General features: G+C 55.0%; 21 protein-coding genes and 3 pseudogenes. 20 read left to right on the forward strand and 4 right to left on the reverse strand.

All coding sequences use genetic code 11. The features are described 5' to 3' along the window. The first annotated feature begins 300 nt into the window (after window positions 1–300). The 4 genes from argC to argH all read left to right on the forward strand — a co-directional run bounded on the left by argC (window position 301) and on the right by argH (window position 5,423). Complete coding sequence (gene argC / locus P4S53_RS10510; protein WP_337112657.1) at window positions 301–1,314, forward strand: N-acetyl-gamma-glutamyl-phosphate reductase; 1,014 nt, start codon at window positions 301–303, stop codon at window positions 1,312–1,314. A gap of 26 nt (window positions 1,315–1,340) precedes the next feature. Then, the gene (gene argB / locus P4S53_RS10515) at window positions 1,341–2,120 is read left to right on the forward strand and encodes an acetylglutamate kinase (RefSeq protein WP_046220340.1); all 780 of its coding nucleotides are present in this window, start codon (window positions 1,341–1,343) and stop codon (window positions 2,118–2,120) included. Window positions 2,121–2,264: 144 nt separating this feature from the next. Then, window positions 2,265–3,473: an argininosuccinate synthase gene (locus P4S53_RS10520; protein WP_046220339.1), complete on the forward strand. Its 1,209-nt coding sequence runs from the start codon at window positions 2,265–2,267 to the stop codon at window positions 3,471–3,473. Window positions 3,474–3,545: 72 nt separating this feature from the next. After that, the gene (gene argH / locus P4S53_RS10525; protein ID WP_337112658.1) at window positions 3,546–5,423 is read left to right on the forward strand and encodes an argininosuccinate lyase; all 1,878 of its coding nucleotides are present in this window, start codon (window positions 3,546–3,548) and stop codon (window positions 5,421–5,423) included. A 119-nt stretch (window positions 5,424–5,542) separates the two neighbouring features. Here argH and P4S53_RS10530 read toward each other — a convergent pair whose 3' ends face one another. Then, window positions 5,543–6,994 (reverse strand): dihydrolipoyl dehydrogenase, encoded by a 1,452-nt coding sequence (locus P4S53_RS10530; protein ID WP_337112659.1) that lies wholly within the window; start codon window positions 6,992–6,994, stop codon window positions 5,543–5,545. Between the two features lie 74 nt (window positions 6,995–7,068). After that, complete coding sequence (locus tag P4S53_RS10535) at window positions 7,069–7,797, reverse strand: glutathione peroxidase (protein WP_337112660.1); 729 nt, start codon at window positions 7,795–7,797, stop codon at window positions 7,069–7,071. A gap of 161 nt (window positions 7,798–7,958) precedes the next feature. Here P4S53_RS10535 and oxyR point away from each other — a divergent pair, with 161 nt between their 5' ends. Next, entirely contained in the window at window positions 7,959–8,858 is a 900-nt protein-coding gene (gene oxyR, locus P4S53_RS10540; RefSeq protein WP_337112661.1) for a DNA-binding transcriptional regulator OxyR, read from the forward strand. A gap of 72 nt (window positions 8,859–8,930) precedes the next feature. Here oxyR and P4S53_RS10545 read toward each other — a convergent pair whose 3' ends face one another. Continuing rightward, complete coding sequence (locus tag P4S53_RS10545; RefSeq protein ID WP_337112662.1) at window positions 8,931–11,480, reverse strand: penicillin-binding protein 1A; 2,550 nt, start codon at window positions 11,478–11,480, stop codon at window positions 8,931–8,933. Between the two features lie 143 nt (window positions 11,481–11,623). Between P4S53_RS10545 and pilM the strand changes: the two genes are divergently transcribed. The 10 genes and pseudogenes from pilM (at window position 11,624) to dam (ending at window position 20,044) form a co-directional block, all read left to right on the forward strand. After that, window positions 11,624–12,574, forward strand: coding sequence for a type IV pilus biogenesis protein PilM (pilM, locus tag P4S53_RS10550; RefSeq protein ID WP_337112663.1), 951 nt, complete (start codon window positions 11,624–11,626; stop codon window positions 12,572–12,574). Then, window positions 12,568–13,161 (forward strand): PilN domain-containing protein, encoded by a 594-nt coding sequence (locus P4S53_RS10555; protein WP_337112664.1) that lies wholly within the window; start codon window positions 12,568–12,570, stop codon window positions 13,159–13,161. The genes pilM and P4S53_RS10555 overlap by 7 nt, the downstream gene beginning before the upstream one ends. Further along, window positions 13,154–13,777 carry a type 4a pilus biogenesis protein PilO gene (locus tag P4S53_RS10560; protein ID WP_337112665.1) on the forward strand — a complete coding sequence of 208 codons (624 nt, stop codon included), beginning with the start codon at window positions 13,154–13,156 and terminating at the stop codon, window positions 13,775–13,777. Before P4S53_RS10555 ends, P4S53_RS10560 begins: the two co-directional genes overlap by 8 nt. Then, complete coding sequence (locus tag P4S53_RS10565; RefSeq protein WP_337112666.1) at window positions 13,774–14,220, forward strand: hypothetical protein; 447 nt, start codon at window positions 13,774–13,776, stop codon at window positions 14,218–14,220. Before P4S53_RS10560 ends, P4S53_RS10565 begins: the two co-directional genes overlap by 4 nt. 67 nt (window positions 14,221–14,287) lie before the next feature. Beyond that, the gene (locus tag P4S53_RS10570) at window positions 14,288–15,622 is read left to right on the forward strand and encodes a type IV pilus secretin PilQ (protein ID WP_337112667.1); all 1,335 of its coding nucleotides are present in this window, start codon (window positions 14,288–14,290) and stop codon (window positions 15,620–15,622) included. A gap of 207 nt (window positions 15,623–15,829) precedes the next feature. Next, window positions 15,830–16,347, forward strand: a pseudogene (gene aroK, locus P4S53_RS10575) (shikimate kinase AroK). Between the two features lie 20 nt (window positions 16,348–16,367). Continuing rightward, window positions 16,368–17,440, forward strand: a pseudogene (gene aroB / locus P4S53_RS10580) (3-dehydroquinate synthase). Between the two features lie 14 nt (window positions 17,441–17,454). Next, complete coding sequence (locus tag P4S53_RS10585) at window positions 17,455–18,762, forward strand: ATP-binding protein (protein WP_337112669.1); 1,308 nt, start codon at window positions 17,455–17,457, stop codon at window positions 18,760–18,762. Window positions 18,763–18,779: 17 nt separating this feature from the next. Beyond that, window positions 18,780–19,082, forward strand: a complete 303-nt coding sequence (locus tag P4S53_RS10590) for an SPOR domain-containing protein (RefSeq protein ID WP_337112670.1) — start codon at window positions 18,780–18,782, stop codon at window positions 19,080–19,082. A gap of 134 nt (window positions 19,083–19,216) precedes the next feature. Continuing rightward, window positions 19,217–20,044, forward strand: coding sequence for an adenine-specific DNA-methyltransferase (dam, locus tag P4S53_RS10595; protein WP_337112671.1), 828 nt, complete (start codon window positions 19,217–19,219; stop codon window positions 20,042–20,044). Here the strand turns inward: dam and P4S53_RS10600 are convergent. Further along, a complete protein-coding gene (locus P4S53_RS10600; protein ID WP_337112672.1) occupies window positions 20,022–20,219 on the reverse strand; it encodes a DUF2970 domain-containing protein in 198 nt (65 codons plus the stop codon). The two genes, dam and P4S53_RS10600, sit on opposite strands and share 23 nt — an antisense overlap. Window positions 20,220–20,389: 170 nt before the next feature. On the opposite strand from P4S53_RS10600, the gene rpe reads away from it, so the two are divergent. The 5 genes and pseudogenes from rpe (at window position 20,390) to P4S53_RS10625 (ending at window position 26,118) form a co-directional block, all read left to right on the forward strand. Next, window positions 20,390–21,067, forward strand: coding sequence for a ribulose-phosphate 3-epimerase (rpe, locus tag P4S53_RS10605; protein ID WP_337112673.1), 678 nt, complete (start codon window positions 20,390–20,392; stop codon window positions 21,065–21,067). Continuing rightward, window positions 21,064–21,747 (forward strand): phosphoglycolate phosphatase, encoded by a 684-nt coding sequence (locus P4S53_RS10610; RefSeq protein WP_337112674.1) that lies wholly within the window; start codon window positions 21,064–21,066, stop codon window positions 21,745–21,747. Before rpe ends, P4S53_RS10610 begins: the two co-directional genes overlap by 4 nt. Window positions 21,748–21,851: 104 nt before the next feature. After that, window positions 21,852–22,856, forward strand: coding sequence for a tryptophan--tRNA ligase (gene trpS, locus P4S53_RS10615; protein WP_337112675.1), 1,005 nt, complete (start codon window positions 21,852–21,854; stop codon window positions 22,854–22,856). Window positions 22,857–23,090: 234 nt separating this feature from the next. Next, window positions 23,091–25,439, forward strand: coding sequence for an ExeM/NucH family extracellular endonuclease (locus P4S53_RS10620; protein ID WP_337112676.1), 2,349 nt, complete (start codon window positions 23,091–23,093; stop codon window positions 25,437–25,439). A 104-nt stretch (window positions 25,440–25,543) separates the two neighbouring features. Next, window positions 25,544–26,118, forward strand: a pseudogene (locus tag P4S53_RS10625) (aminodeoxychorismate/anthranilate synthase component II). Window positions 26,119–26,472 lie beyond the last annotated feature (354 nt).

Genomic DNA, 26,472 nt, shown 5'->3' on the forward strand with positions numbered 1-26,472 from the left:
TAAATATAAAAATTCATAATAAGTGAATAAAAATATTCTTTGCGGTTTGGGGGTTCACTTGAACCTTTCCCGGCAGAGAATCAGGTTTAACAACCCTTTTATCCGAATGACCAGAGGCCATCAGTTGTAGTATGAACCAGGCGATGAATTACAAGCAGTATTCCTTCCGACGACGCTAAGTCAATATCGCCTGGTGCCTCTGGCACCTTTCTATTGCGCCTGCCCGGCGCCACACGCTGAACACGCAGCAGTTATATTTTCTTGATAGTGAATTTCACAACGATGACAACGGGATCCAATATGTTGAACACATCTATCATCGGTGCCAGCGGTTATACCGGCGCAGAGCTGGCCGCTATGGTCCATAAACACCCGCATCTGCAATTGGCCGGACTTTATGTGTCTGAAAACAGCTTAGACGCCAACAAGGCGATCAGTGAGCTGCATGGCCAGTTGCGCGGGCAGATTGACCTGCCATTGCAGCCTCTGACGGATGTGGCCGCGGTGGCACAGGCGTCCGATATTGTGTTGCTGGCAACCGCGCATGAAGTCAGCCATGACCTGGCACCTGTGTTCCTGGCGGCTGGCTGTCAGGTATTTGATCTTTCGGGTGCTTTTCGGGTGAAGGGGGATGACTTTTATACGCAGTATTACGGTTTCGCGCATCAGCACGCGAACTGGCTGGATGCGGCAGTGTACGGTCTGGCGGAGTGGAATGCTGAATCGATCGCCACAGCCCAGCTGGTGGCCGTGCCCGGCTGTTATCCGACGGCGTCCCAACTGGCCCTGAAACCGCTGCTGGCAGCGGGCTTGCTCGACACTCAGCAATGGCCTGTGATCAATGCGGTCAGCGGTGTGTCTGGTGCCGGCCGTAAAGCCAGCATGACCAACAGTTTCTGCGAAGTCAGCCTGATGGCCTACGGTGTCTTTACCCACCGTCATCAGCCGGAAATTGCCGCGCACCTGGGCACTGATGTCATCTTTACCCCGCATCTGGGCAATTTCAAACGGGGCATTCTGGCCACGATTACGGCCAAGCTGGCGCCAGGGGTCACCCCGGAAGCAGTGACGGCAGCGATGGAAGCGGCCTATACCCAGCCGGGGGATCAGGCGGTGCGGCTTTTAGGCAATAACGCAGCACGTTTGCAGGATGTGGTGAATACTTGCTTCTGTGATATTGGCTGGAAAGTGCAGGGGCAGCATGTGATCCTCACGTCGGCTATCGACAACTTATTAAAAGGCGCATCGTCTCAGGCGATGCAGTGCATAAATATTCGTAATGGTTTTGCGCCATTGACCGCGTTGGTTGGTTAAGTCTGGCTGTTGAAAGGAGAACCGGGATGGAACAGTCGCCGTTAGTAATCAAATTGGGTGGAGCAGTGTTGTCGTGCACCGACACGCTGGAAAAAGTATTTGGTGCCATCAATGCCTATCAGGCCAAGGCTAACCGGCCGTTGGTACTGGTCCATGGCGGCGGCTATCTGGTCGATGACCTGATGAAAAAACTGAACCTGCCGACGGTGAAAAAACAGGGGTTACGTGTGACGCCTGCCGACCAAATCGGCGTGATTGCCGGCGCCTTGGCGGGCACGGCCAATAAAATGCTGCAGGGCCAGGCCATCAAGTCCGGGGTGAAAGCGGTGGGATTAAGCTTGGCAGACGGGGGGCTGTGTCAGGTTACTGAGCTGGACCCTGAGCTGGGTGCGGTCGGCAAAGCTGCACCCGGAAACAGTCACTTAGTGTCCGGTATTATTGCGGCAGGTTACCTGCCGATTGTCAGCTCGATTGGCCTGACGGCTGACGGTGAGCTGATGAATGTCAATGCGGATCAGGCGGCGGTGGCCGTAGCCGCGGCACTGGATGCCGAACTGGTGCTGCTGTCGGATGTCAGTGGCGTACTGGATGGCAAAGGACATCTGATTGCCTCGCTGAGCGAGCCTCAGGCAGATGCGCTGATCCAGCAGGCGGTGATCACCGATGGCATGATTGTCAAAGTGAAAGCCGCGTTTGAGGCAGCCAAAGGGCTGGGACGTGCAGTCGAAATTGCCGGCTGGCGCTACCCTGAGCAGTTGGTGAATCTGTTTGACGGTGAGCAAATCGGCACCCGATTTGTGCTCTGAACCAGCAGAATTGAGTACAAACGCTGGCGGCAACCCGGCGTTTGGATATAAAAATTACCCTGATTTCGTTTGATGTTTCAAACAATAAAGATTGATATCGCCTGAACGGGTAGACCGTCGCGCAGGCAACAGAGGAGAGTAACAATGAGCAAGGTAAGTAAAGTTGTATTGGCCTATTCCGGCGGTCTGGACACTTCGGCCATCATTCCATGGCTGAAAGAGAACTATGACTGTGAAGTGATTGCCTTTGTGGCCGATGTGGGCCAGGGCGAAGAGGAACTGGTCGGCATTGAAGAGAAAGCCCTGGCGTCAGGTGCATCGGCTTGTTATATCGCCGATCTGAAAGAAGAAATGGTCAAGGACTATATCTATCCAAGTCTGAAAACCGGCGCTGTTTATGAAGGCAAATACCTGCTGGGTACCTCAATGGCCCGTCCGATTATCGCCAAAGCCCAGGTGGAGTGTGCGCTGGAAGTGGGCGCAGATGCCCTGTGCCACGGTTGTACCGGTAAAGGCAACGATCAGGTGCGTTTCGAGAGTGCCTACGCGGCACTGGCACCACAGCTGACGGTGATCGCCCCGTGGCGTGAATGGGATCTGCGCAGCCGTGAAGCCCTGCTGGATTATCTGGCCGAGCGTAAGATTCCAACCACGGCAACGCTGGAAAAAATCTATTCCCGTGATGCGAACGCCTGGCACATTTCAACCGAAGGCGGCGTGCTGGAAAACACCTGGAACCAGTCGAACGAGCTGTGCTGGGTGTGGACCAAAGATCCTGAAGATGCGCCGAACACTCCGGAAGAAGTGTCTGTACTGATCGAAAAAGGTGAAATTGTGGCGGTAGACGGCAAAGCCATGTCACCGTATGAAGCCCTGGTGTATCTGAACAAGAAAGGTGCCGAGCACGGTGTCGGTCGGATCGATATCGTCGAGAACCGTCTGGTGGGGATCAAATCCCGTGGTTGTTATGAGACACCGGGAGGCACCATCATGATGGAAGCCCTGCGTGCCGTTGAACAACTGGTCCTGGACAAAGAGTCGTTTGAATTCCGTGAAAGCATCGGCCTGAAAGCCTCACACCTGATTTACGATGGCCGCTGGTTTACGCCGCTGTGTCGTTCACTGCTGGCCGCTGCCAATGAGCTGGCGCAGGACGTCAATGGCGAAGTGGTGCTGAAACTGTACAAAGGTCAGGTCACTGCCGTTCAGAAACGTTCGCCGAACAGCCTGTACTCGGAAGAGTTCGCAACCTTCGGTGAAGACGAAGTGTACGACCACAGCCATGCGGGTGGCTTTATCCGCCTGTACTCGCTGGCAAGCCGTATCCGTGCCCTGAACGAACAGAAAAAATAATCTAACTAGCGTCAAGCGCATTACTAACAAAGACATGTGAGCAAGTCGGTCGTACAGCAAAGGAGAAGTACCATGGCACTATGGGGCGGACGTTTTAGTCAGGCAGCAGATACTCGGTTCAAGCAGTTTAACGATTCCCTGCGTTTTGATTACCGCCTGGCGGAGCAAGACATCGTTGGCTCGGTGGCCTGGTCCAAAGCACTGCGTCAGGTCGGGGTATTGACCGAAGCGGAGCAGCAGAAGCTGGAGCTGGCACTCAATGAGCTCAAGCTGGCTGTGATGGAGGATCCGCAACAGATCCTCCAGTCTGACGCCGAAGACATCCACAGCTGGGTTGAGCAGCAGCTGATCCATCGTGTGGGTGATTTGGGCAAAAAGCTGCACACCGGGCGTTCACGTAACGATCAGGTGGCGACCGATCTCAAGCTGTGGTGCCGTCAGCAGGGACACCAGTTACTCATGATGCTGGATCACCTGCAAAGCCAGCTGACCGCGGTGGCCCGTGAACATCAGGCCACAGTGCTGCCCGGATACACCCACCTGCAGCGTGCCCAGCCGGTGACGTTTGCCCACTGGTGTCTGGCTTATGTGGAAATGTTTGAGCGGGACCATTCCCGTCTGAGTGATGCGCTGCACCGGTTAGATACCTGTCCGCTGGGTTCCGGTGCGCTGGCCGGTACGGCTTACCCGATTGACCGGGAAGCCCTGGCGCACAGCCTGGGTTTCCACCGCGCCACCCGTAACAGTCTGGACTCTGTGTCTGACCGTGATCATGTGATGGAGCTGCTGTCGACGGCGTCGATTTCCATGCTGCATCTGTCCCGTCTGGCAGAAGACATGATCTTCTACAATTCGGGCGAGTCCAACTTTATTGAGCTGGCTGATACGGTGACCTCAGGCTCTTCCCTGATGCCGCAGAAAAAGAATCCGGATGCGCTGGAGCTGATCCGCGGCAAGTGTGGCCGGGTCTACGGCTCACTGGCGGGCATGATGATGACGGTTAAAGCGTTGCCGCTGGCGTACAACAAAGACATGCAGGAAGACAAAGAAGGCTTGTTCGACGCGCTGGACACCTGGCATGAATGCATGGAAATGGCCGCACTGTGCTTTGACGGTATCAAGGTCAACAAAGACCGGACACTGGAAGCGGCGATGCAGGGCTATTCGAATGCCACCGAGCTGGCCGATTACCTGGTGGCTAAAGGCATTCCGTTCCGGGAAGCACACCATATCGTCGGCGTGGCTGTCGTGGCGGCGATTGAAAAAGGCTGTGCACTGGAAGAGCTGTCACTGGAGGAGATGAAAGCCTTCTCGCCAGTGATTGCGGAGGATGTGTACCCGATCCTGACCATTGAGTCCTGTCTGGAGAAACGCTGCGCGCTGGGCGGTGTGGCACCCAATCAGGTCGATCACGCGATTTCTCAGACGGAAAAACGGCTGTCGAAACGCCATGCGCCGGGCGTGAAAGTACGGGGAGCGCGGCTGACCGATCTGGATGCCATTGAAGGCATGGTGGCTTACTGGGCCGGACTGGGTGAGAACCTGCCGCGTCCGCGGAATGAACTGGTGCGGGATATCGGCTCATTTGCGGTGGCAGAAACTCAGGGTGTGGTCACAGGTTGTGCGTCGCTGTATGTCTATGACTCAGGGCTGGCGGAAATTCGCTCGCTGGGGATTGAGGCGGGCTGGCAGCACCAGGGGCAGGGCAAGGCTCTGATCCAGCATTTACTGGAAAAAGCCAGCCAGATGGCGATTAAGCGGGTGTTTGTGCTGACCCGTGTGCCTGAATTTTTCATGAAGCAGGAGTTTATTCCGACCTCAAAATCCTTGTTGCCTGAGAAAGTGATGAAAGACTGCGACATGTGTCCGCGTCAGCATGCTTGCGATGAGGTGGCACTGGAAGTCAGGCTGGATCAGCAGCATGTGATTCCGAGCGTCAACGTCGCCTGATCGTCAGGTGTTTGAATGAAACATAAAAAAAGCGCCGGTGATCCGGCGCTTTTTTGTCATCTTCAAAACCACCGCCTATGGGCGGTGGTGATTGTTTCCCCGTCAGTGTCGAGGATGAATTAACAGCCGGGGCCGCAGTCCATGCAGTGCTTGATCATTTCCGGCCCCAGATGCAGCTTGGCGTTGAGATCGCGCAGTGCGGTACGGACACCTTCCTCGATCACCGGATGATAGAAGGGCATATCCAGCATTTGCGCCACTGTCATTTTGCTCTGATGCGCCCAGGCCAGTAAATGCGCCAGGTGCTCAGCATTGGGCCCTATCATCTCGGCTCCCAGAAAACGGCCGGTGCCATGTTCGCCGTACAGGTTCAGTATGCCTTTATTGCGCAGCATCACTCGCGAACGGCCTTGATTTTCAAACGAGACAGTCCCGACCTCGAAGCAGCCGCAGTTGCCCAGCCGCTCGGTAATCTCGCGGCGACTTTCCCCGACCATGGCAATTTGCGGTTCGGTGAACACCACGGAAATTTTCGAGCGGCGCAATCCGGCGCGAATATCCGGGAAGCGGCCGGCATTGTCACCGGCGATCCGGCCCTGATCGGCGGCTTCGTGCAGCAGAGGCAGCTGGTTGCTGGCATCACCGGCAATGAAAATGGAAGCGACCGAGGTTTGCAGGGTGAAATGATCGGCGACCGGCACGCCGCGTTCATCCAGTGCCATATCTGTGTTTTCAATCGCCAGCTTATCTGTGTTCGGGCGACGACCTGTCGCGGCCAGCACATAGTCAAACGTCTGAGTTTCCAGCTCGCCTGATTTATTGAGGAACTGAATCTCAACGCGGTCGCCGATGCGTTTCATGCTTTCGACTTTGACATCGGCATCCAGGTACAGCTCGTCATTGAGTGCAGTATTGGCATACGCCATGACTTCATCGTCTGTCAGCGGACCGACCTGACCGCCGAGACCGAAGATCTTGACCTCAACCCCGAGGCGATGCAGCGCCTGACCCAGCTCCAGTCCGATCACACCCGGACCGAATACCGCCACCGAGGCCGGCAGATCTTCCCAGTCAAAGACATCATCATTGATCACTAGGCGGTCACCCAGCTCATTCCATGCTCCGGGATAGGCCGGACGGGAGCCGGTGGCAATCACAATCCGCTTGGCTTCAATACGGGTGTGGTTGTCGACCTCAAGTGTGGTGTTATCAACAAATCTGGCATAGCCGCTGATTTTGTCTTCTGACGGAATCTCATCGACGCTCTCCAGCACGAAACCAACGAAGCGGTCACGCTCACGTTTGACCCGGTCCATGACTTCGTGGCCGTTGATCTGAATTTCGCCTTGCGGATGAACACCAAAGGCGGGGGCTTTTTCAATGTTGTGGACGCTTTCGGCAGCGGCAATGAGTAATTTCGATGGCATGCAACCCACACGGGCACAGGTGGTGCCGTATGGGCCACCTTCGATCATGACTACGCTGTCAGTGTGCGCTTTGGCGGCGCGGTAAGCACCCAGGCCAGCCGTACCACCACCAATGACGGCCACATCCACGGTTAAGGTTTTCATCTTTTCTCTCCAACGACATTCAGTTCAACGGTGTGCAATCTGGCAGGGCGTTCAGCCCTGCCTTGGGGAATGGCTTAAGCCAGGTAGGCTTCCAGCTCTTCGCTGCCGCCGATGTGCTTGCCACCAATAAAGACCTGAGGCACTGTGCTGCGACCAGAGACAGCGCGCAGGCTTACCGTGGTGGCATCTTTACCCAGGATAACCTCTTCAAACTGAAGACCTTTGTCGATCAGGTTCTGCTTCGCCTTGGCACAGAACGGGCAGCCCGGTTTAGTGAAAATGGTAACCGACTCCTGCAGTTTATGGTCAGGGGCGATATAGTTCAGCATAGTATCAGCGTCAGAAACGTTGAACGGGTCGCCCGGTTCGTCGTTCTCGATAAACATTTTTGTGACAACGCCGTTTTTCACCAGCATGCTGTAGCGCCATGAACGGTCACCGAAGCCCAGGTCGTTTTTCTGTACCAGCATGCCCATGCCTTTGGTGAACTCGCCGTTACCATCAGGGATGAAAGTAATGTTTTCCGCGTCCTGATCGGCTTTCCAGGCATTCATTACAAAAGTGTCGTTGACAGATACACACAGGATGTCATCCACGCCGTGTGCAGCAAAGACAGAAGCCAGCTCGTTGTAACGCGGCAGGTGGCTGGATGAGCAAGTTGGCGTGAACGCGCCCGGCAGGCTGAACACGACTACGGTTTTGTTGCTGAACAGCTCATCGGTGGTTACGTCGACCCACTGATCGCCCTGACGGGTACGGAAAGTAACTTGTGGAATCGCTTGACCTTCTTTTGATTTAAACATGTTGTTCTCCTATTGGATATTTTGATTTCAATATTTTGTGGAACGTTTTTGTCTTGTTCCTGTTGATGGGGCTAGTATGCGAAATTTGGATTGATAGCTCTAATCGTTTGCTGTTATCTTATCAATCGTTAATTTCTATTAAATAAAATGGGAACTGATTGATGAATATCCGAGATCTCGAATATCTGGTGGCACTGTCTGAGCACCGTCATTTCCGAAAAGCGGCAGAGGCGTGCTTTGTCAGTCAGCCGACCCTGAGCGGGCAGATACGTAAGCTGGAAACCGAGTTAGGGGTGTCTTTGCTGGAGCGCACCAGCCGCAAGGTGCTGTTTACGGATGTCGGGCTCAGTCTGGTGACTCAGGCAAGAAAGGTGCTGCACGAAGTTAAAGTACTGGCAGAAATGGCCAGTCAGCAGGGGGAAAGCATGGCCGGCCCGCTGCATGTCGGCTTTATTCCTACTGTCGGGCCGTATTTATTGCCTCTGATTATTCCAGCACTTAAAGCGGCATTTCCCCAGTTAGAGTTGTATCTGCATGAAGCGCAGACTCAGGTGCTGGTGCAGCAATTAGAAGAAGGCAAACTGGACTGCATCATTCTGGCCGCGGTCAAAGAAAGCGAGCATTTCAAAGAGCTGTCACTTTACCATGAGCCTATGGTGCTGGCGGTGCCGGAAGGGCATCCCTGGGCAGACAGAAATGAGTTGCCGATGCAGGAGCTGAATGGCCATACCCTGCTGATGCTGGGGGATGGGCACTGCCTGCGGGATCAGGCGATGGGGTTTTGTTTTGCCGCCGGTGCGAAAGAGGACGGCAGTTTCAAAGCAACCAGTCTGGAAACCTTGCGCAATATGGTGGCGGCCGGCAGTGGGATAACTTTGTTGCCTAAGCTGGCGACGCCTCATACGGCTAAACGCGATGGGGTGTGTTATCTCAAAGCCTGTGATCCTGAACCGAGCCGTTTAATTACCTTGGCTTACCGTCCCGGCTCACCGCTGAAAGGGCGCTATGAGCAACTGGCGGAGCAAATCAGGCGCAGTATCAGCCTGCATCTGGACAGTTAATTCAAAAAAACAAGCGCGCCCAGAGGCGCGCTTGTTTTTTTGTGGTTGAGAATCCTTGTTCAGTACAGTGGATCAGAACAGTTCGTCCGAGCTGTCGGATTCAAACAGGCCGCTGTCGCTGCCCCCTTCACCGACATATTCTTTCGGTTCACTCCCCTGAATGAAGTACTCGAACATAGAAGTATAATCATTCTTTTTGGTCAGCTTGCCCGTGTCACGGTCGATACGTACCTGAACGATGTTGGGCGGCAATTGCTTGCGCTGTTCCGGTACATCCTGCAGCGCCTGCTCCATGAAGCCAATCCAGGCCGGTTGCGCCGTTTTGGCGCCCGCTTCCGCACCGGCCGTTTGATCATCGGTAATGTTAGGGTTAGTGCTGGTGCGACCCAGTTCGCGGCTGTGATTATCAAAGCCGACCCAGGCAGTGGCGACAATCCCCGGCCCGAACCCTGTATACCAGGCATCTTTGGAATCGTTGGTGGTGCCGGTTTTACCCCCGATGTCACGACGTTTCAGTACCTGACCCCGCCAGCCTGTGCCGTTCCAGCCACTGCCGTGGCGCCAGTCGCCGCCGCCCCAGATATTACTCTCCAGCATTTCACGGACCAGAAAAGCGTTCTGCTCGGTGACCACTTGTGGTGCGATGCGAATCGGTTGCTGATCGGTTTCAGTAGCACTGCCTGTCGGGCCCAGCTCTTCTTCACTGATGGCGATGTCATGCATCACAGCGCGGCTGGCCACCACATGGTTCCCAGCCAGCTGTTCTTTGCGCTGGCAATCATCATTACAGACCACATTCGGATGGGCCTGATACACCAGATTACCGTAGGCATCTTCCACGCGTTCGATGAAATAGGGCTCAACAAAGTAGCCGCCATTAGCAAACACAGAGAAGCCCTGCACCATTTCCAGCGGAGTCAGGCTGCCGGCACCCAGCGCAATGGCTTCTGCCCGCGGGATATCTTCACGCTTGAAACCAAAGCGGGTCAGGTAGCTGATGGTGTCGTCCAGCCCGACGTCCTGCAGGACGCGGACCGCCATCACGTTTTTCGACTGGGCCAGACCGATACGCAGGCGGGTCGGGCCATTGTATGTCGGCGGTGAATTTTTCGGACGCCAGGCGGTGCCCATGCTTTTATCCCAGCTGTTCACCGGTGCATCGTTGATCAGGGTTGCCAGCGTCATGCCCGAGTTCAGACCGGCCGAATAGATAAACGGCTTGATGCTGGAACCGACCTGGCGGATGGACTGGGTGGCCCGGTTAAATTTGCTGTGGACGAAGTTAAACCCGCCCACCATGGCCTGCACGGCGCCATTGTATGGCGAAATGGCAACAAAGGCGGTGTTGGCATCGGGTACCTGGCTCAGCACCCAGCTCTCGCCTTTGTGTTGCACCCAGATTTGCTGGCCGGGTGCCAGGATCTCAGTCGCGGACTTCGGTGCCGGGCCCTGGCTGGAGTCGGTAATGAAGCGGCGCGCCCATTTCATGCCGTCCCAGTCGAGATGCTGGTGCTGGCCGCTGCGCAGGACGACTTCCGCGTTTTTCGGGTCAACCTTCACCACCACGGCGGGTTCCAGTTCACCGTAGCTTGGCTGTTTGGCCAGATGATCCTGGATCATCTGCTCATCCCACACCGCCTGTTCCGGCATCCACAGGGTGGCCACTGCCCCACGGTAACCGTGGCGCTGGTCATAATCCATCAGGTTTTGTATGGCGGCCTGTTGCGCCGCCCGCTGCAATTTGGGATTGACAGTGGTGTAGACCTTCATCCCTGAGGTATAGGCATCTTCGCCGTAGCGATCCAGCATCCAGGCTCGGGCGCGCTCTGCAAAGTAAGGGGCATTGAGCGCAATCTCCGCACCGTGATAGCGGGCAACGATGGGTTCAGCTTTGGCCTGTTCGAATTCAGTGCGGGTGATGTAGCCTTCATCCAGCATCCGGCTCAAGACCACATTGCGGCGCGTGGTTGCCCGATCCAGCGAGTAAATCGGGTTCATGGTGGAAGGCGCTTTCGGCAGGCCGCCAATGATAGCGATTTCGCTCAGTGTCAGCTGGCTGACGTCTTTACCAAAATAGACCTGTGCCGCCGCACCGACGCCGTATGCCCGGTAACCCAGGTAAATTTTGTTCAGGTACAGCTCCAGGATTTCATCTTTGCTCAGCAACTGTTCAATATGAACGGCGATGAAAATCTCTTTGATTTTACGCATGATTTTTTTCTCATTGCTGAGGAAAAAGTTACGCGCAAGCTGCTGGGTAATGGTACTGGCGCCTTGCTTGGCCGATCCTGAGGTCGCCACCACAAAGGCTGCACGGGCGATGCCGATCGGGTCAATACCCGGGTGGTCATAGTAGCGGCTGTCTTCAGTCGCGATCACCGCGTTGATCATCTGCTGAGGAATTTGATCCAGAGTCAGCGGGATACGGCGCTTCTCACCAAACTGGGAAATCAGTTCGCCGTCAGCACTGTAGACCTGCATAGGTGTCTGTAACTCAACGTTTTTAAGCGTTGCGACATCAGGGAGATCCGGTTTCAGATACAGGTAGAAACCAAAAATCGTGCTGACTCCAAGAATGATGCAAATGATTGCAAAAATAAATAATCGCTTTATGAACTTCACTTGAGAATTCCCGTTACACCTTCGTTTGGCCATCCGCGCTATTTCAGTCAGTAGTATAAAGATAACTCAAATAAATTTAACGCCGTCAGAGGTGTTTATTCGAATAATTTTGCCTTGTCTTTACCAGGGGAGCATACCACGCCATGTTGCACAAGCCAGTCTGGACCGGGATAGATATCGGTCACCATAGTGTAAAGGCGGTCGTGCTTAAGCAAAATAAAGGGCGGCTTGCGTTATTGCATTACGCTGAAGTCGCTTTCTCTCCTGTCGGACATGCCGGGGCGTCCCCCGGTGGCGGGCTCCATCACAATAGCCTTTCCGGGCCTATCTTGTTGTCAGCCTTGCGTAAAATACGGACGCTGCTTCCAAAGCGCGCTGCTCGCACTGTGCTGTCACTGCCGGACAATGAGGTGGTGCAGCAAGAGCTTACGCTGGAACAACGCTGGGGTCAGGATATCGGAATCGAATTGGCAAAGATACTGGCGGGGACCTTGTCGATGGAGCCCGAGGCGCTGAGTCTGGACTATTATCCAGCCTCATTTCCCGAGCAGGAGACCACAGACAGCGGATTGCGTTTTCAGGTCTTTGCGGCCAAAACCACTGCCGTTGATGCAAGAACCCAGCATGTGCGTGAGGCCGGTTTTGAGCCGGTGATCATGGAATTGCAGGCGCGTGCACTCTTATGGCTGCTGGAATACTGTCACCGGCAGGCAATCACAACAATGGGCGGCAATCCGGCGCTGGTCTGTTTAGGTACTGAGGATGTTGATCTGGCCGCAGGCTTTTCGCACAGCCTGCCACTGCATCGCACCTTTATGCTGAGCCGGCCTGGTAATGCGCCCTCATCGGAACTGCTCCGGCAACTGCAACATTATCATTCCCTATCACCATTAACCGGACTGTGGCTGACAGGCCGGCCTTTGTCTGACGAGGAACTGGCTGTGTGGCAGCAAGCGTGCGGGTTGCCCGTTGCTTTTTTGACCCCAGGGCAGGTGTTTCCTTTGCTGTGCCGTTCGCCGGCGGTGGTGATGCCGAAGGGTACCGCCTGGGCCAGAGCGGCGGCATTGGCAATCAGAGGAGCGTTGTCATGCTGATCCCGATCAATCTCTTGCCCTGGCGTGAAGCACAGTTCATCGCGCATGCCCGGCGGTTTTGGTACTGCCTGGCGGCGACTGTGGTGCTGGCGGCGCTGCTGATGGGGAGCTTGCGGTTTTATCACGGAGAACGGGTGGCGCGTCAGAAAAGCAGTCACGAGCGCATTCAGCAGCAAATACTCGCGCTGGCGCCCGATCTTGCCAAACTGGCTGATTATCAGCGCCAAAATCAAATGTACCAGTCTCGCTTGGCGGCGCTGAGCCGCTGGCATCATGCGCGTTTTCCCTTGATTTATCTGCTCAGTGAATTGCCTGATCTCCTGCCGCTGTCCGCCGGGCTGGAGCGGCTGACACTGAAAGACAATGTCATAGTGCTGGCCGGTCAGACCCGGCAACTGGCGGCTTTGCCGGACTTTCTGGCCCGGATTGAGCGCCAGGCGTGGGTGAGCAACAGCCAGTTGCATTCGGTGCAACGCGATAACCCGGCGGGAGCGAATGAGTCACTCACAGTCGGCGATGGAGCTTTTCAGCGATTTTCAGTCACTATGACTTTAGTATCGCCGCTGTTGGAGGATGTTCATGACTGACTGGCGGGATCTGACCCTGGAGTCGATGCCAAACTGGCCACTGCGTTATCAACTGGCTGGCTGTCTGGGGCTGCTGGGGCTGCTGAGTCTGGTGTTTTGGCATTGGAGCATTCAAGCGTTGATCGAACAAGAGCATGCGTTGCAAGCGCAAGCCCGGACACTGAGGGCACAGCTTAACCAGCAGCGTGTACAGGCGGCGTTGCTGCCTGAGTGGGCTGAACGGACTGGTCAAATGGCGGCTCTTTACCGGCAGCAAGCGGCCCGGTTACCCGGTAAATCAGCCTGGCCACAAGTACTGGCTGAAATTGAAGCACTCAGTGTGGCGGCTGGGGTCACCTTGCAGCACCTCAGGTGGGGAAAAAGGGAAACTCACCCCTGGTACAGTGTGCAGCCTTTGCGCTTTGCCTGGCAGGGCGACTATGACTCGGCAGGAACATTGTTCGCCCGGCTGGCATCCATGCGCTGGCTGCTGGTGGTCAGTGAACTGACGATGCAGCCAGTCGACGGGCAATCGGCTGAGCTGCGGGTGACAGGAAGTGCGTACCTGTATCAGATGCCGCTGCCGTCCGGTGACCCGATGCAGGGGGATGGCCAGGAACAGGAGGTGCGCCAATGATCACTGTTTGCCTCCGTCAGCTTTCTTACCGTCTTTTTCTTTACCGCATGGGTAGCTTTGCTTTGCTGTTGGTGGCTGTGCCCGCCACAGGGTTCAGCCTGGCAGACGCACCTGTGTTTAGCGGCAGTCCGCTTGGTTCTCCGTTTCAGCGCTTTGAGGTGATGGCGACCGAAGCCGAAGCCGAAGCGTGTCAGGGATCGGCTCAAGACATGCTGGTTCAGGGGCTGAGGATGAAGGGCAGCGTCAAGGATGAGCACGGATGGGCGGCGCTGCTGAGCGCTGAGGACGGGCGGCTGTTCAAAGCCTGGCCAGATCAGGTTCTCGGGCCCAGAGTCAGGGTGCTCAGCGTGGATGCCGGGCAAACAGGGCTGATTTTACAGACCGGCGGCGTGCCCGGCTGCCCTGTTGTGACTCATCATATTCTTCATCTGTCTCAGCGGTAGGCGGTTGATCGCGCCAGACAGCCTCTCCCGACCCCGGTCTGAGCAGAATTATTCAGGAAAGAAAAACATGCAGATTATTTGTGCACTGTTCATGCTGACATACTGCATGATCGCAGTGCTTGGTGCAGCCCCGGCAATGGCAGAGTCTGAGGGAACATCTCCAGCGAATAGCAAGCGATTGTCGCTTAACTTTCAGGATGTCCCGGTTCGTCAGTTATTACAGGTGATGGCCGATCACCAGCAGCATAACTTGGTGGTTTCCGATGAAGTACAGGGCAATATTACCCTGAATCTCAAAGATGTGCTCTGGTCTCAGGCGCTGGATATTGTGCTGCAGATGAAAGGGCTGGCCTACCAGCGCCATGGCAATATTATGGTGGTGGCGCCAAGAGCGGCAATGGCCGCTCAGGAGCCGCAGAGTATCCGCCAGCCTTTGGAGGGCGGGGAACTTAAAACCGAAGTGATTCTAATCCGTTACGCCAAAGCCACGGATTTAGCGGACATGCTGGCGGGTAAACCCGGTCAGTCGGGGTTGCTGACCGAGCACGGCGCATTGCATGTGGATGACAGAACGAATGCTCTGGTGGTCAAGGAAGTGGCGGACAGCATGGAGACCTTGCTTGCCATCATTGACGCCTTGGATAAACCGGTCAAGCAGGTGCAGATAGAAGCGCGCATTGTCAGCATGAATGAAAAGGATATCACGGATCTTGGCGTACGTTGGGGGATGTTAGACACCAGTGGCAGCATGACGATCGGGGGCTCCATTGAAGGAAACCTGGCGGCGTTGGGAGCCGATAACCTTGAGCCGGATGTCAGTGATTATCTTAATGTGAATCTCGGCGCTCAGGCTGGCGCTGCCAGAATCGCCTTTCAGGTGGCAAGATGGGGGGATCAGTTGCTGGATCTGGAATTGTCGGCCCTGCAGGCTGAGGAGAAAGCAGAAATCATTTCCAGCCCCCGACTGGTCACAACGAACAAAAAAATGGCCTATATTGAGCAGGGGACAGAGATCCCTTATCTCGAAGCCTCGTCAAGTGGTGCTGTGTCTGTTTCCTTCAAGAAAGCGGTGCTGAGCCTGATGGTGACGCCGCAGATCACCCCGGATGACAAGCTGGTGCTGGATCTTGAAGTTACACAGAACAAGCCCGGCGAGACAGTGATGACAGGCACAGGGGAAGCGGTGGCGATTGATACCCAGCGGATAGGCACCCAGGTACAGGTGGACAATGGCGAGACCATAGTCCTGGGCGGCATTTTCCAGCACCAGTTCAGTCAGGCCGTGCGTAAAGTTCCCTTGCTGGGGGATATCCCTCTGCTGGGCAGTCTGTTCAGGCAAGAGCTCGAACGTGATACCCGACGTGAATTATTAATTTTCGTGACCCCGAAAATCCTCCGATAGTGAGGCCAGGCGCAGGCGCAGGGGGTGTTTATTTTGCTGAGATTAGACGCTTGACTGAGACTGGCTATTGCCAAACAGCAGTGAGTCCTGAGATAATTTTCGGTCTTATCACGAATGAAATGTGAGGAAGTTGGCGCCTCAGGCTTGCAAATCAATAGCCTGTGGGCGGTTTTGTCTATTTTTTAATCGCGCGTATATTTGCTAAACATGGCTGAAAAACGAAATATTTTCTTGGTAGGACCAATGGGGGCCGGTAAGAGCACCATTGGCAGACACCTTGCACAGCAGTTACATATGGAGTTTCTTGACTCAGATACTGTGATCGAAGAGCGTACCGGCGCCGACATCAGCTGGGTCTTCGACGTAGAAGGCGAGGAAGGCTTCCGTGCCCGTGAAGAAGCGGTCATCGACGATCTTACCCAGGAGCAAGGCATTGTCCTGGCGACCGGGGAGGCTCGGTGAAAAGCAAAGAGAGCCGAAACCGTCTGTCAGCTCGTGGTATCGTGGTGTATCTGGAAACCACCATTGAGAAACAGCTGGCACGTACTCAGCGTGACAAGAAGCGCCCTCTGCTGCAAACCGATCAACCTCGTGAAGTGCTTGAAGCGCTTGCAGAAGAGCGTAATCCATTGTATGAAGAAGTAGCGGATTACACAGTACGTACCGACGACCAGAGTGCTAAGGTCGTTGCTAATCAAATTATCAAAATGCTGGAAGAGCGTTAACGACGGAGAAACAACGAGTCATGGAGCGGATTACAGTCAGTCTGGGTGAGAGAAGTTACGATATTTCAATTGGCACCGGATTACTGTCTGATCCGGACTATTTCACCTCTGTGACTGGTCGACGGGTTGTTATTGTTAGTAATGACACTGTCGCCCCTCTTTATGCCGACACACTGCAGGCCACGCTCAGTCCACTGGCAAAGGACGTGGCCCTGCTCAACCTCCCTGACGGCGAGCAGTACAAAACCCTCGATACTTTTAATCAAATCATGACATTTCTGCTGGAAGGCAGTTACGGACGCGACGTGGTGCTGGTGGCACTGGGCGGTGGCGTGATTGGTGATGTCGTGGGCTTTGCCGCTGCCTGTTTCCAGCGTGGGGTGGATTTTATTCAGGTTCCGACCACCCTGCTGGCGCAGGTGGACTCATCGGTTGGCGGTAAAACGGCCGTGAATCACCCTTTGGGTAAAAACATGGTCGGGGCATTTTATCAGCCTCAGGCGGTGGTCATTGACACCGACTGTCTGAAAAGCCTGCCTGCCCGCGAGTTTGCTGCCGGTATGGCGGAAGTGATCAAATACGGCATTATTGTGGATCAGGATTTCTTCCAGTGGCTGGAACAACATCTGGATCAACTGCGTGCGCTGGATGCCAACGCACTGAGCCAGGCGATTGCCCGATGCTGCCAGATCAAAGCCGATGTGGTTGCCGCTGACGAGAAAGAGTCAGGTGTACGCGCGCTGCTGAATCTAGGTCACACTTTTGGTCATGCGATTGAAGCTGAGATGGGGTATGGTAATTGGCTTCACGGTGAAGCTGTTGCTGCCGGTACGGTACAAGCGGCACAAACGGCTTGTCTGTTAGGTTTGATGACATCAGCAGAAGCGGAAAAATCCGTTCATTGCTGGTGCAAGCTGACCTACCGGTCGTTGCACCGGAAACTATGAACTTTGACCATTATATCAAGCACATGATGCGGGATAAAAAAGTGTTGTCAGGTAAGCTCAGGCTGGTATTACCGACTGGAATTGGTCGTGCTGAGGTCGTTTCTGATGTACCGAATGACATCCTGCGTCAGGTGATAGAACCCTGATGTTGTAATCATACATGACGATAGCCGCTTCTCTGACGTCTCTGGATCTGGACAGCCAGATCCAACTGCTTTCCCGGGTACAGTTTCTGACCCGATTCAGCTCCCATTTGATCCAAATCAGCGGTGAACCCGGGGCCGGTAAATCCTGGCTGGCGCAACGCTATCTTGAGCAATGGGCCGACTCGGACGGTATTCACCATACCCGACAGGCCTTGCTGATGTGTCACCCGGCACAGAATGACAGCCAGCACAGAACCATATTGCTGAATCAGCTGATTCCGGGCGCCGTGTTTAACGACAGTGATCCCCTGCACCAAAGTGTCGAGCGTCTGCTGGCCGGGAAACCGGTCGAGCTGCTGCTGGTGATCGATGATGCACATATGCTCAGTCCGGCACTGATTGGCGAGCTGTGGGCGTTGGTGGTAAAAGCACAAGAGTCAGCAGACTGGCAGGTCAATGTACTACTCTTTAGTCAGACCGGCCGGTTAACCAAAGCCTTGCAGCAGGTCTCTCATGGTCAGGGGCAGGCGCCGCTGGAGCTGGAAATTCCCTTGTTGCCTGAACAGGAAGTACAGGCATTTCTGGAATTGGTTCTGGCCACCCATTCACTTGATGCCAATCAACGTCGGGCACTCAAAGCGCAGGCGGTTGAGGTCACACCGACCCCCGGCGCTTTATCGGCACTCAATCACACGGAGGTGGCGAATATGGCCAATACAAACTCCAGAACCTTTTCCCCAGCCGCACTTTTGCTGTTGTTGTTGGTTATTGCGGCGGCCGGCCTGGTGTTCTGGTACTTTCCCGATCAGCCGGCATCATCTCAAACCGATACGGAATCACTCAGCCCGGAGATGACTGCAGCAGATGAAGTGCTGGCGCAATCGGCTGATGGCCTTGCTGTGTCACCGGATGAGCAGGCCGGGCTGCCCCTTGCAACGGACAGCGCAGCCGTTGACCTCACAGACAAGAGTGACAGCCAGGTCGCAGAAACGGAGTCGTCCGCATCTGCCGAGGCCAACGCGGAGATCTTGCCCGAGCCGGTCAAGATTGAAGGATTGACTGTTGGCCGCAGTAATACCGCAGGCCAGCGCGTAGTGGTGCCCTCAGATGTGGTGGATGCCATGATGACCGAGCAGGAAACCGGTGGCTCAGGCGAGCTGGCAGTGGCGGCTCAGGATGCGCTCAGTCTGGCGGCTCACACTCCCGTGGCTGAGGGGGAGAAACCGGCATTCCCGGTGCGGCTTCGGCGCCCGAGCAAACGCAAGGTGCTGAACCTGAACGCACAGCACCGGCAGAAGCGGCTCCAATCGCACCGCAACTGACCGGCCTGCAGGCGGCCATGGCCGCAGATAAAGCAACGCTCAAGTCGGTCAATAGCCGTCATTATGCGCTGCAGCTGGCCGCCATGCATTCGCTGGAAGCCACCCGCAGTTTCCTCAATGAATACGGGATTGAAGAGATTGCTCAGGTGTATCAGACCCAGCGGCAGGGCGTGCGCTGGTATATTGTGGTCACCGGCGATTACAGCAGCGTAGCTGCCGCCCGCCGGGCACAGGCGCAGTTACCGGCGAAAGTGCAATCGGTGCAGCCTTGGGTTAAATCTTTTACTCAGATCCACCGTGAAATTGACCGGGTTCAGTAACCGCATGGTGCCCGGTCGGCAGTAATTCAGTTGTTGGGGGGATAATTGTCCCCAAGCAGTATGGGTCAGGTGAGAAATAGGTTACAATCCGCCACCTTTGAAAAGACAGTCGTTATGGGTGGTAGGTTAACCAAATGAAAAAGCAGCGTGCCTTTCTGAAATGGGCCGGAGGCAAGTTTTCTCTGGTCGAGGACATCAGACGACATCTGCCACCTGCACGAAAACTGGTTGAACCTTTTGTCGGTGCGGGTTCTGTGTTTCTGAACACGGACTACGACGACTATCTGCTGGCTGATATCAATCCGGACTTAATCAACCTGTACAATGTGATTAAGCATGAACCCGAGCGTTATATCGAAGACGCCCGGCAGTATTTCACCCCGGAATACAATCAAAAAGGTGCCTATCTGGCTATCCGCGAAGCGTTTAACCAGACTCAGGATACCTACCTGCGTTCCCTGTATTTTCTCTATATGAACCGCCATGGTTTTAACGGTTTGTGCCGTTACAACAAGAAAGGTGGTTTTAATGTGCCGTTTGGTTCGTATAAAAAGCCTTACTTCCCGGAAGCAGAAATGTATCACTTCGCGGAAAAGGCCAAGAAAGCGACCTTTATCTGTGAAGGCTATCACCAGACCTTTTCCCGCGCCCGCAAAGGCAGTGTGATTTATTGCGATCCGCCTTATGCGCCGCTGTCATCCACGGCCAATTTTACCTCTTATTCTGGCAATGGGTTCAGCCTGGACGACCAGGCAGCACTGGCCGATGTGGCAGAAAAAGCGGCAACAGAAAGGCAGATCCCGGTGTTGATTTCCAATCACGACACCACACTGACCCGCCGCCTGTATCACGGTGCGGATTTGTCCGTGGTGCGGGTAAAGCGCACCATCAGCCGAAACGGCGGTGGCCGCAATAAAGTGGACGAGCTGCTGGCGCTGTTCAGCCCGCCACAAAACGACTGATAATCACCAGCATCCCGACAAACAACACAATCGCGGCCAGTCCTGCCAGAATGAAGGGCAGGGCACTGGGCTGGCTGAAATCCTGTCGCCGGCTGTGATCGGACTGCACTCCCAGCAGAGCAGCACCCACGCTGCGCCACAGGTTGGTTTTCTTCGGCACTGGCTTGTCCTTCATTTCAGACTCCTGTCGTCTTCGCTTCCCTTAGGTTTAGCTTAGCCTGTAAATACAAAGAGGACCGCGGAACAAATCGGTAAGACATCGGGGTGGATATCGGGTAGAATTTTGCCCATTTACTGCCCCGTATAGCTACCGCGCGGGAACCTATTCAAGTACAGAGGCTGAACATGACGGATTTTCTGATCGCTCCCTCCATTTTGTCTGCCGATTTTGCCCGTTTGGGTGAAGACGTTGAAAAAGTGCTGGCTGCCGGTGCCGATGTGATCCACTTTGATGTAATGGATAACCACTACGTCCCGAACCTCACCTTTGGTGCCCCGATTTGTAAAGCGCTGCGTGACTATGGCATTACTGCACCGATTGACGTGCATTTAATGGTCAAGCCGGTGGATCGCATTATTCCGGATTTTGCCAAGGCCGGTGCGACTATGATTACCATTCACGCCGAAGCGACAGAGCATCTGGACAGAAGCCTGCAGCTGATCAAAGACCACGGCTGTCAGGCCGGGGTGGTGTTTAACCCCGGCACGCCACTGCATTATCTCGATCATGTGATGGACAAGCTGGACATGATTTTGCTGATGTCGGTCAATCCGGGGTTCGGCGGCCAGTCTTTCATTCCGCATACACTGGACAAACTGCGTATGGTGCGTGAGCGGATTGAGGCCTCAGGCCGTGAAATCCGGCTGGAAATCGACGGTGGGGTGAAAGTGGACAATATCCGTGAAATCGCTCAGGCCGGTGCCGACATGTTTGTGGCCGGCTCGGCGATTTTTGGTCAGCCGGATTATAAAACCGTGATTGACGAAATGCGGGCAGAACTGGCCAAGGTGAAGCGTTCATGAAAATTGAAGGCATTCGATTTATCGCGTTTGATTTGGACGGCACTTTGCTCGACAGTGTGCCGGACCTTGCTGACGCTGCCGATAAAACCATGCAGGCGCTGGGCTTACCCGGCGTGACTGAAGCGCAGACCCAGACCTGGATAGGCAATGGAGCTGAGACGCTGATTGGCCGCGCCCTGAGCCAGAGCATTGAGCTGGACCCGGATTTGGATCCGGATCTGCATCAACAAGCGCTGGTGATGTTTAACCGCTTTTATCGTGAAGGCGGCCATAAGAAGACAGTCTTGTACCCGGGGGTGACAGCAACACTGGAGACCCTGCATCAGGCAGGGATCCCGATGGCGATTGTCACCAACAAACCCTCACAGTTCGTGCCGCACATTCTTGAAGAGTACGGGATCAGCCAGTATTTTACCGATGTGATCGGTGGCGATACCTTCCCGAAGAAAAAGCCGGACCCTTACGCGCTGCACTGGCTGATGGAAAAACATTGCCTGAGTTGCAGCGAGATGTTGATGGTCGGCGACTCCCGCAACGATGTTCTGGCGGCTCAGGCGGCCTCATGCTATGTTGTCGGCCTGACTTATGGCTACAACTATGGCCTGCCGATCAGTGACAGTCACCCGGACCGGGTACTGGATCAGTTCAGCCAGTTGCTGGATGTGGTGGCTATCGCCTAATCGCAGCGTGGACCCGATCGGCGTCAGGTTCAGCCGGTCACTTATTGTTGTCAGGCGGCATCGGTGCCGCCGGATATGTTTAGGAAAAACAGGAATATCCCATCATGAGTAAACCCATTGTATTTAGTGGCGTACAGCCTTCCGGTGAGTTAAGTATTGGTAACTACATGGGTGCGCTGCGTCAGTGGGAACAAATGCAGGATGAGTACAACTGCCACTACTGTGTGGTGGATCTGCATGCCATTACCGTTCGTCAGGACCCGGCCGCACTGCGTGAAGCCACGCTGGATGCGCTGGCCTTGTGCCTGGCAGTGGGCGTCAGCCCGGAAAAGAGCACGCTGTTCGTGCAGTCTCATGCGCCTGAGCATGCGCAGCTGGCCTGGGTGCTGAACTGCTACACCCAGATGGGTGAGCTGAACCGTATGACCCAGTTTAAAGACAAATCGCAGCGCCATTCGGAAAACATCAATGCCGGTCTGTTCTCGTACCCTGTGCTGATGGCGGCAGATATCCTGCTGTACGGCGCGCATCAGGTGCCTGTGGGGAATGACCAGAAGCAGCACCTGGAGCTGGCCCGTGACATCGCGATTCGCTTCAACAACCTGTACGGCGAGACCTTTGTGGTGCCTGAACCTTACATTCCGCCAGTTGGCGCGCGTGTCATGAGTCTGCAGGATCCGCTGAAGAAGATGTCCAAGTCAGACGACAACCGCAACAATGTGATTGGACTGCTGGAAGACCCGAAAGCGATCACCAAGAAGATCAAGCGCGCAGTGACCGATTCCGAAGAGCCGCCACGCGTGGTGTTTGATATCGAGAACAAGCCTGGGGTGTCGAACCTGATGGGGATTATGTCGGGTGTGACAGGCAAGAGCCTGGCCGACATTGAAGCCGAATACAGCGATAAGATGTATGGCCATCTGAAGAAAGATACCGCTGAAGCGGTCGTGGCGATGCTGGAACCGCTTCAGGCGCGCTATCACGCATACCGTGAAGACCGTGCTTTCCTGGATCAGGTGATGAAAACCGGTGCCGAGAAAGCCTCTGCACGTGCCGCCGAGGTGCTGAAGAAGGTCTACCAGGCCGTGGGTTTTGTCACCCGTCCTTAATCGCCAATCTCATTCAGCGTACAAATGTAAGCAGAAGGCAGCACCTTCTGCTTTTTTTGTGCCCGTTTACCGCAAATTACCTCTGCTGATTTTTAGAGTAAGATCACTAAAATGACGTCACATGATGCATATGTGTGGTGTTTGTTAATGTTGTCACATTTATGAGATGTATACCTGTTAAATAATGCATTCCTTTTTAGATATAGCTCTCAATAAATGTAAAGGATTGCAGACATGTTACGAACCACACTTTTGCCATTGGCGGCTGCGATGGGCTTATTGCCTGTGTCGGCAATGGCCGATACCTTTCGCTGTGACACGCAAACCCTGACCCCGATTTATCAGCTTCAGGGAGACGGCCTCAAGAGCCCGGTGATCCCTGAGGGCCAGTACACCAGCCCGGAGGCTTATTACGTGCGCGGGGTGGTGACGGCCAAAGCGACCAGCCTTTACAAAGGCTTCTTCATGCAGGATCTGCAGGGTGATGACAACCCTGACACTTCTGACGGTATCTTTGTCTACACCGGCACTAAGGTGGCGGCGGATGTGCAGCCGGGCATGACGGTGTGCCTCAAAGCCAGGGTTAAAGAGCATTACGACCTGACGCAGTTGCTGGCCGAGCAGGACCAGCTGGCGATTGAGGCCCCCGGTGTTGTACCGGCACCGGTTGCCATTACCGTCAGAGACGGTGAGCAGCTGGCTGATGCCATGGAGCGCTATGAAGGCATGCGTGTCCGGCTGGTGACAGACAGCCAGCTGAAAGTGACCCGCAATTTTGGTTTCGATTACGCCTCGTACCGGAACAATATGGTGCTGTCACACACGGCGCCGTTAATGAAACCGACCCAGCTCTATGTGGCCGGCAGCGAGCAAGCCAAAGCCCTGGCCGCGGCGAATGACCGCAATCAGCTCTATATTGACACGGACGCCAAAGCACCGGATGGCGTGATGCCTTATTTCCCGGGTCTGGATGCCGAGCAGGGCTATGTTCGGGTGGGTGATACGGTTGTGAACCTTGAGGGGGTGATTGGCTACAGCTACGGCGAATACCGTCTGATCCCGACCAATACCGTATCGGCGGCGGATTTTATCCACCACGACGATCGCACCCTGGCCCCGCAGGCGGTGCCGGAGACGCAGCTGAAAGTCGCCAGTTTTAACGTGCTCAACTTCTTCACCAGCGACAGCGATATCGGCGGTCCGCTCAATGCCAGATGTAAAGATCAGGCCGATGCCGATGCGGCCAAGGGGTGCAACCGTGGTGCCAAAACCCTGAGTGATTTCCAGCTGCAGCGCACGAAGATTGTCAATGCGCTCACCGCCATGGATGCCGATATCGTCGGCATCATGGAAATGGAAAACAACGGCTTTGGCGATGACAGTGCGCTGGCCAATCTGGTCAGCACGCTGAACCAGCAGTTCAGTGATCCGGCTGACCATTACCGCTATATCACCATTGACCCGGCCGAGATGCATCAGGGCCAGTTTCTCGGGACAGACGCCATTACCGTGGCGCTGATCTATCGTCCGGCCAAAGCAGAGCCGGCTCAGGCTGCTCAGGTGATCCGACTGCCCAAGCAGCAACTGACCGGGACTAATCCGCAAGGTGAGGTCAAAGAGCTGGAGGTCTTCCAGCGCGACAGCCTGATGCAGTCCTTTACGGTGAAAGGTGTTCAGGGGGCCAAACCGCTGACTGTGGTGGTGAATCACCTGAAATCCAAAGGCTCAGGTTGTTACGAAGACTGGGTCAGCGGCGAGTTTGACAGCGATCCGGCGGACCTGCAGGGTCATTGTAATGCGTTCCGGGTCTCTGCCGCGATGGTGTTGTCTGAAGCGCTGAAAAATATCGACGGCGATCTGCTGGTGCTGGGCGATATGAATGCCTACGCCAAGGAAGATCCGATCCGTATCCTGACCGACTATGATCCGGCCAGTGCCGAGCGCAAGATAGTGTCGGCGTCCGGCACCTCAGTGGCCGGCAAAGTGCTGCATGAACAGGGCATCGAAGCCGGTCAAGGGCTGGGGCTGGTGAATCTGGCCGACCAAGGCCACGACACGCCGGCTTATTCTTACAGCTATGACGGAGAGCTGGGCAGTTTGGATCACGCGCTGGCTAATCTGTCACTGGCCGGCAAAGTCGCCGGGGTCGAAGAGTGGCACATCAATTCGGTCGAAAGTACGTTGTTTGAATACTCAGACAAGCACACAGGGGATCTGGTGAAATCAACCGGGCCTTATTCAGCCTCAGATCATGATCCTGTGGTGGTCAGTCTGCGCTATCCACAGCCGGATAACCGCGGTTTCCAGCTGACTTTCAAAAACAAGAGTGCCCATCCTGTCTATCCGGTGTTTAATCGCTGGTACTGGGACAGTACGCAAACATGGCTGATGCCGGGCAAGCAGCGTCGCTACCGTGAGGATAATCGCTTCTTGAACCATGTCGGCATTGGTGCCGGCGATCAGGTCAGCCTGAGCCTGCTGGCTTACGGGGTGTTCGAAGTGCCCTGCAGCTACGCGCCGCTGCGCTTAACCGGCCGCCTGAAAGCTGTGTATAACGGTGACAGCTGTCAGATGAAGCACTGATCCCGCGCTTTTGGGGTGAAAAAGGCTGGCAGGAGGCAATCCTGCTTGCCTTTCTCCTCTCTGTTGCAAAATAGGGCGCCGATTTTGCCAGGGCAGGGATCCTTATGCTGTTGATCATTGATAATTACGACTCTTTTACCTACAACCTGTACCAGTATTTCTGTGAGCTGGGCGCTGAGGTGAAGGTGGTCCGTAATGACGAGATTGATCTGGCGGGGATAACCGCGCTGGCACCGTCCCATCTGGTGATTTCCCCGGCCCGTGTACCCCGGATGATGCCGGGATCTCGCTGGCGGCGATTGCCCATTTTGCGGGCAAATTTCCGATCCTCGGCGTCTGCCTGGGGCATCAGTCGATGGCGCAGGTCTTTGGTGCCAAAGTGGTGCGCGCCCGGCAAGTTATGCACGGCAAAACCTCCCCGGTGCGACACAATAACCGCAGTGTGTTTTGCGGCCTGAATAATCCCCTGACGGTAACCCGTTATCACTCGCTGGTCGTTCAACCCGAGACGCTGCCGGACTGTTTCGAAGTGACGGCATGGACAGAAAAAGACGGCGAGCCGGATGAGATCATGGGCATCAGCCACCGCACTTTGCCGCTCGAAGGGGTTCAGTTCCACCCAGAAAGTATTCTCACTGAACAAGGGCATCAGTTGCTGGCCAATTTTCTGCGTCGCTGAAACCGGTTTTTCTCTCTCCTTGGATTTTGCTTTTTTCGCTGTCAGGCCTTGTCAAATGCGGTCTGGCTAATGTCCCATTAGTCTTACTAATGGGTGTTTTGGGCGATTTTGGCTGTCTCACAAGCGCGATCTGTATCACTTTTCTTAACATTGGCCAAAAAATATTCATCCGGCCTTTGTCGCAAGCTTATGCATTTCGTCAAATCATCCACAGGGGCATTGATTCCTACAGGGAAAAACACCTTTCCTCAAAATCGTCTTAATAAGTTTTCCTTACTCACGCATAAATATGTATCCATCGCAGTTATATGACGCACTTTCCGCAAAGGAAAAACATTTTCTGCTATTGGAATC

Origin of the sequence: Photobacterium sp. Hal280 (assembly GCF_037162255.1) — a bacterium.
Lineage (GTDB): Bacteria > Pseudomonadota > Gammaproteobacteria > Enterobacterales > Vibrionaceae > Photobacterium.

What these genes read in the sequence shown, in the direction of transcription:
- argC (WP_337112657.1), top strand. Translation starts at nt 301, where the DNA reads ATGTTGAACACATCTATCATCGGTGCCAGCGGTTATACCGGCGCAGAG.
- argB (WP_046220340.1), top strand. Translation starts at nt 1,341, where the DNA reads ATGGAACAGTCGCCGTTAGTAATCAAATTGGGTGGAGCAGTGTTGTCG.
- P4S53_RS10520 (WP_046220339.1), top strand. Translation starts at nt 2,265, where the DNA reads ATGAGCAAGGTAAGTAAAGTTGTATTGGCCTATTCCGGCGGTCTGGAC.
- argH (WP_337112658.1), top strand. Translation starts at nt 3,546, where the DNA reads ATGGCACTATGGGGCGGACGTTTTAGTCAGGCAGCAGATACTCGGTTC.
- P4S53_RS10530 (WP_337112659.1), bottom strand. Translation starts at nt 6,994, where the DNA reads ATGAAAACCTTAACCGTGGATGTGGCCGTCATTGGTGGTGGTACGGCT.
- P4S53_RS10535 (WP_337112660.1), bottom strand. Translation starts at nt 7,797, where the DNA reads ATGTTTAAATCAAAAGAAGGTCAAGCGATTCCACAAGTTACTTTCCGT.
- oxyR (WP_337112661.1), top strand. Translation starts at nt 7,959, where the DNA reads ATGAATATCCGAGATCTCGAATATCTGGTGGCACTGTCTGAGCACCGT.
- pilM (WP_337112663.1), top strand. Translation starts at nt 11,624, where the DNA reads ATGTTGCACAAGCCAGTCTGGACCGGGATAGATATCGGTCACCATAGT.
- P4S53_RS10555 (WP_337112664.1), top strand. Translation starts at nt 12,568, where the DNA reads ATGCTGATCCCGATCAATCTCTTGCCCTGGCGTGAAGCACAGTTCATC.
- P4S53_RS10560 (WP_337112665.1), top strand. Translation starts at nt 13,154, where the DNA reads ATGACTGACTGGCGGGATCTGACCCTGGAGTCGATGCCAAACTGGCCA.
- P4S53_RS10565 (WP_337112666.1), top strand. Translation starts at nt 13,774, where the DNA reads ATGATCACTGTTTGCCTCCGTCAGCTTTCTTACCGTCTTTTTCTTTAC.
- P4S53_RS10570 (WP_337112667.1), top strand. Translation starts at nt 14,288, where the DNA reads ATGCAGATTATTTGTGCACTGTTCATGCTGACATACTGCATGATCGCA.
- P4S53_RS10585 (WP_337112669.1), top strand. Translation starts at nt 17,455, where the DNA reads ATGACGATAGCCGCTTCTCTGACGTCTCTGGATCTGGACAGCCAGATC.
- P4S53_RS10590 (WP_337112670.1), top strand. Translation starts at nt 18,780, where the DNA reads ATGGCCGCAGATAAAGCAACGCTCAAGTCGGTCAATAGCCGTCATTAT.
- dam (WP_337112671.1), top strand. Translation starts at nt 19,217, where the DNA reads ATGAAAAAGCAGCGTGCCTTTCTGAAATGGGCCGGAGGCAAGTTTTCT.
- P4S53_RS10600 (WP_337112672.1), bottom strand. Translation starts at nt 20,219, where the DNA reads ATGAAGGACAAGCCAGTGCCGAAGAAAACCAACCTGTGGCGCAGCGTG.
- rpe (WP_337112673.1), top strand. Translation starts at nt 20,390, where the DNA reads ATGACGGATTTTCTGATCGCTCCCTCCATTTTGTCTGCCGATTTTGCC.
- P4S53_RS10610 (WP_337112674.1), top strand. Translation starts at nt 21,064, where the DNA reads ATGAAAATTGAAGGCATTCGATTTATCGCGTTTGATTTGGACGGCACT.
- trpS (WP_337112675.1), top strand. Translation starts at nt 21,852, where the DNA reads ATGAGTAAACCCATTGTATTTAGTGGCGTACAGCCTTCCGGTGAGTTA.
- P4S53_RS10620 (WP_337112676.1), top strand. Translation starts at nt 23,091, where the DNA reads ATGTTACGAACCACACTTTTGCCATTGGCGGCTGCGATGGGCTTATTG.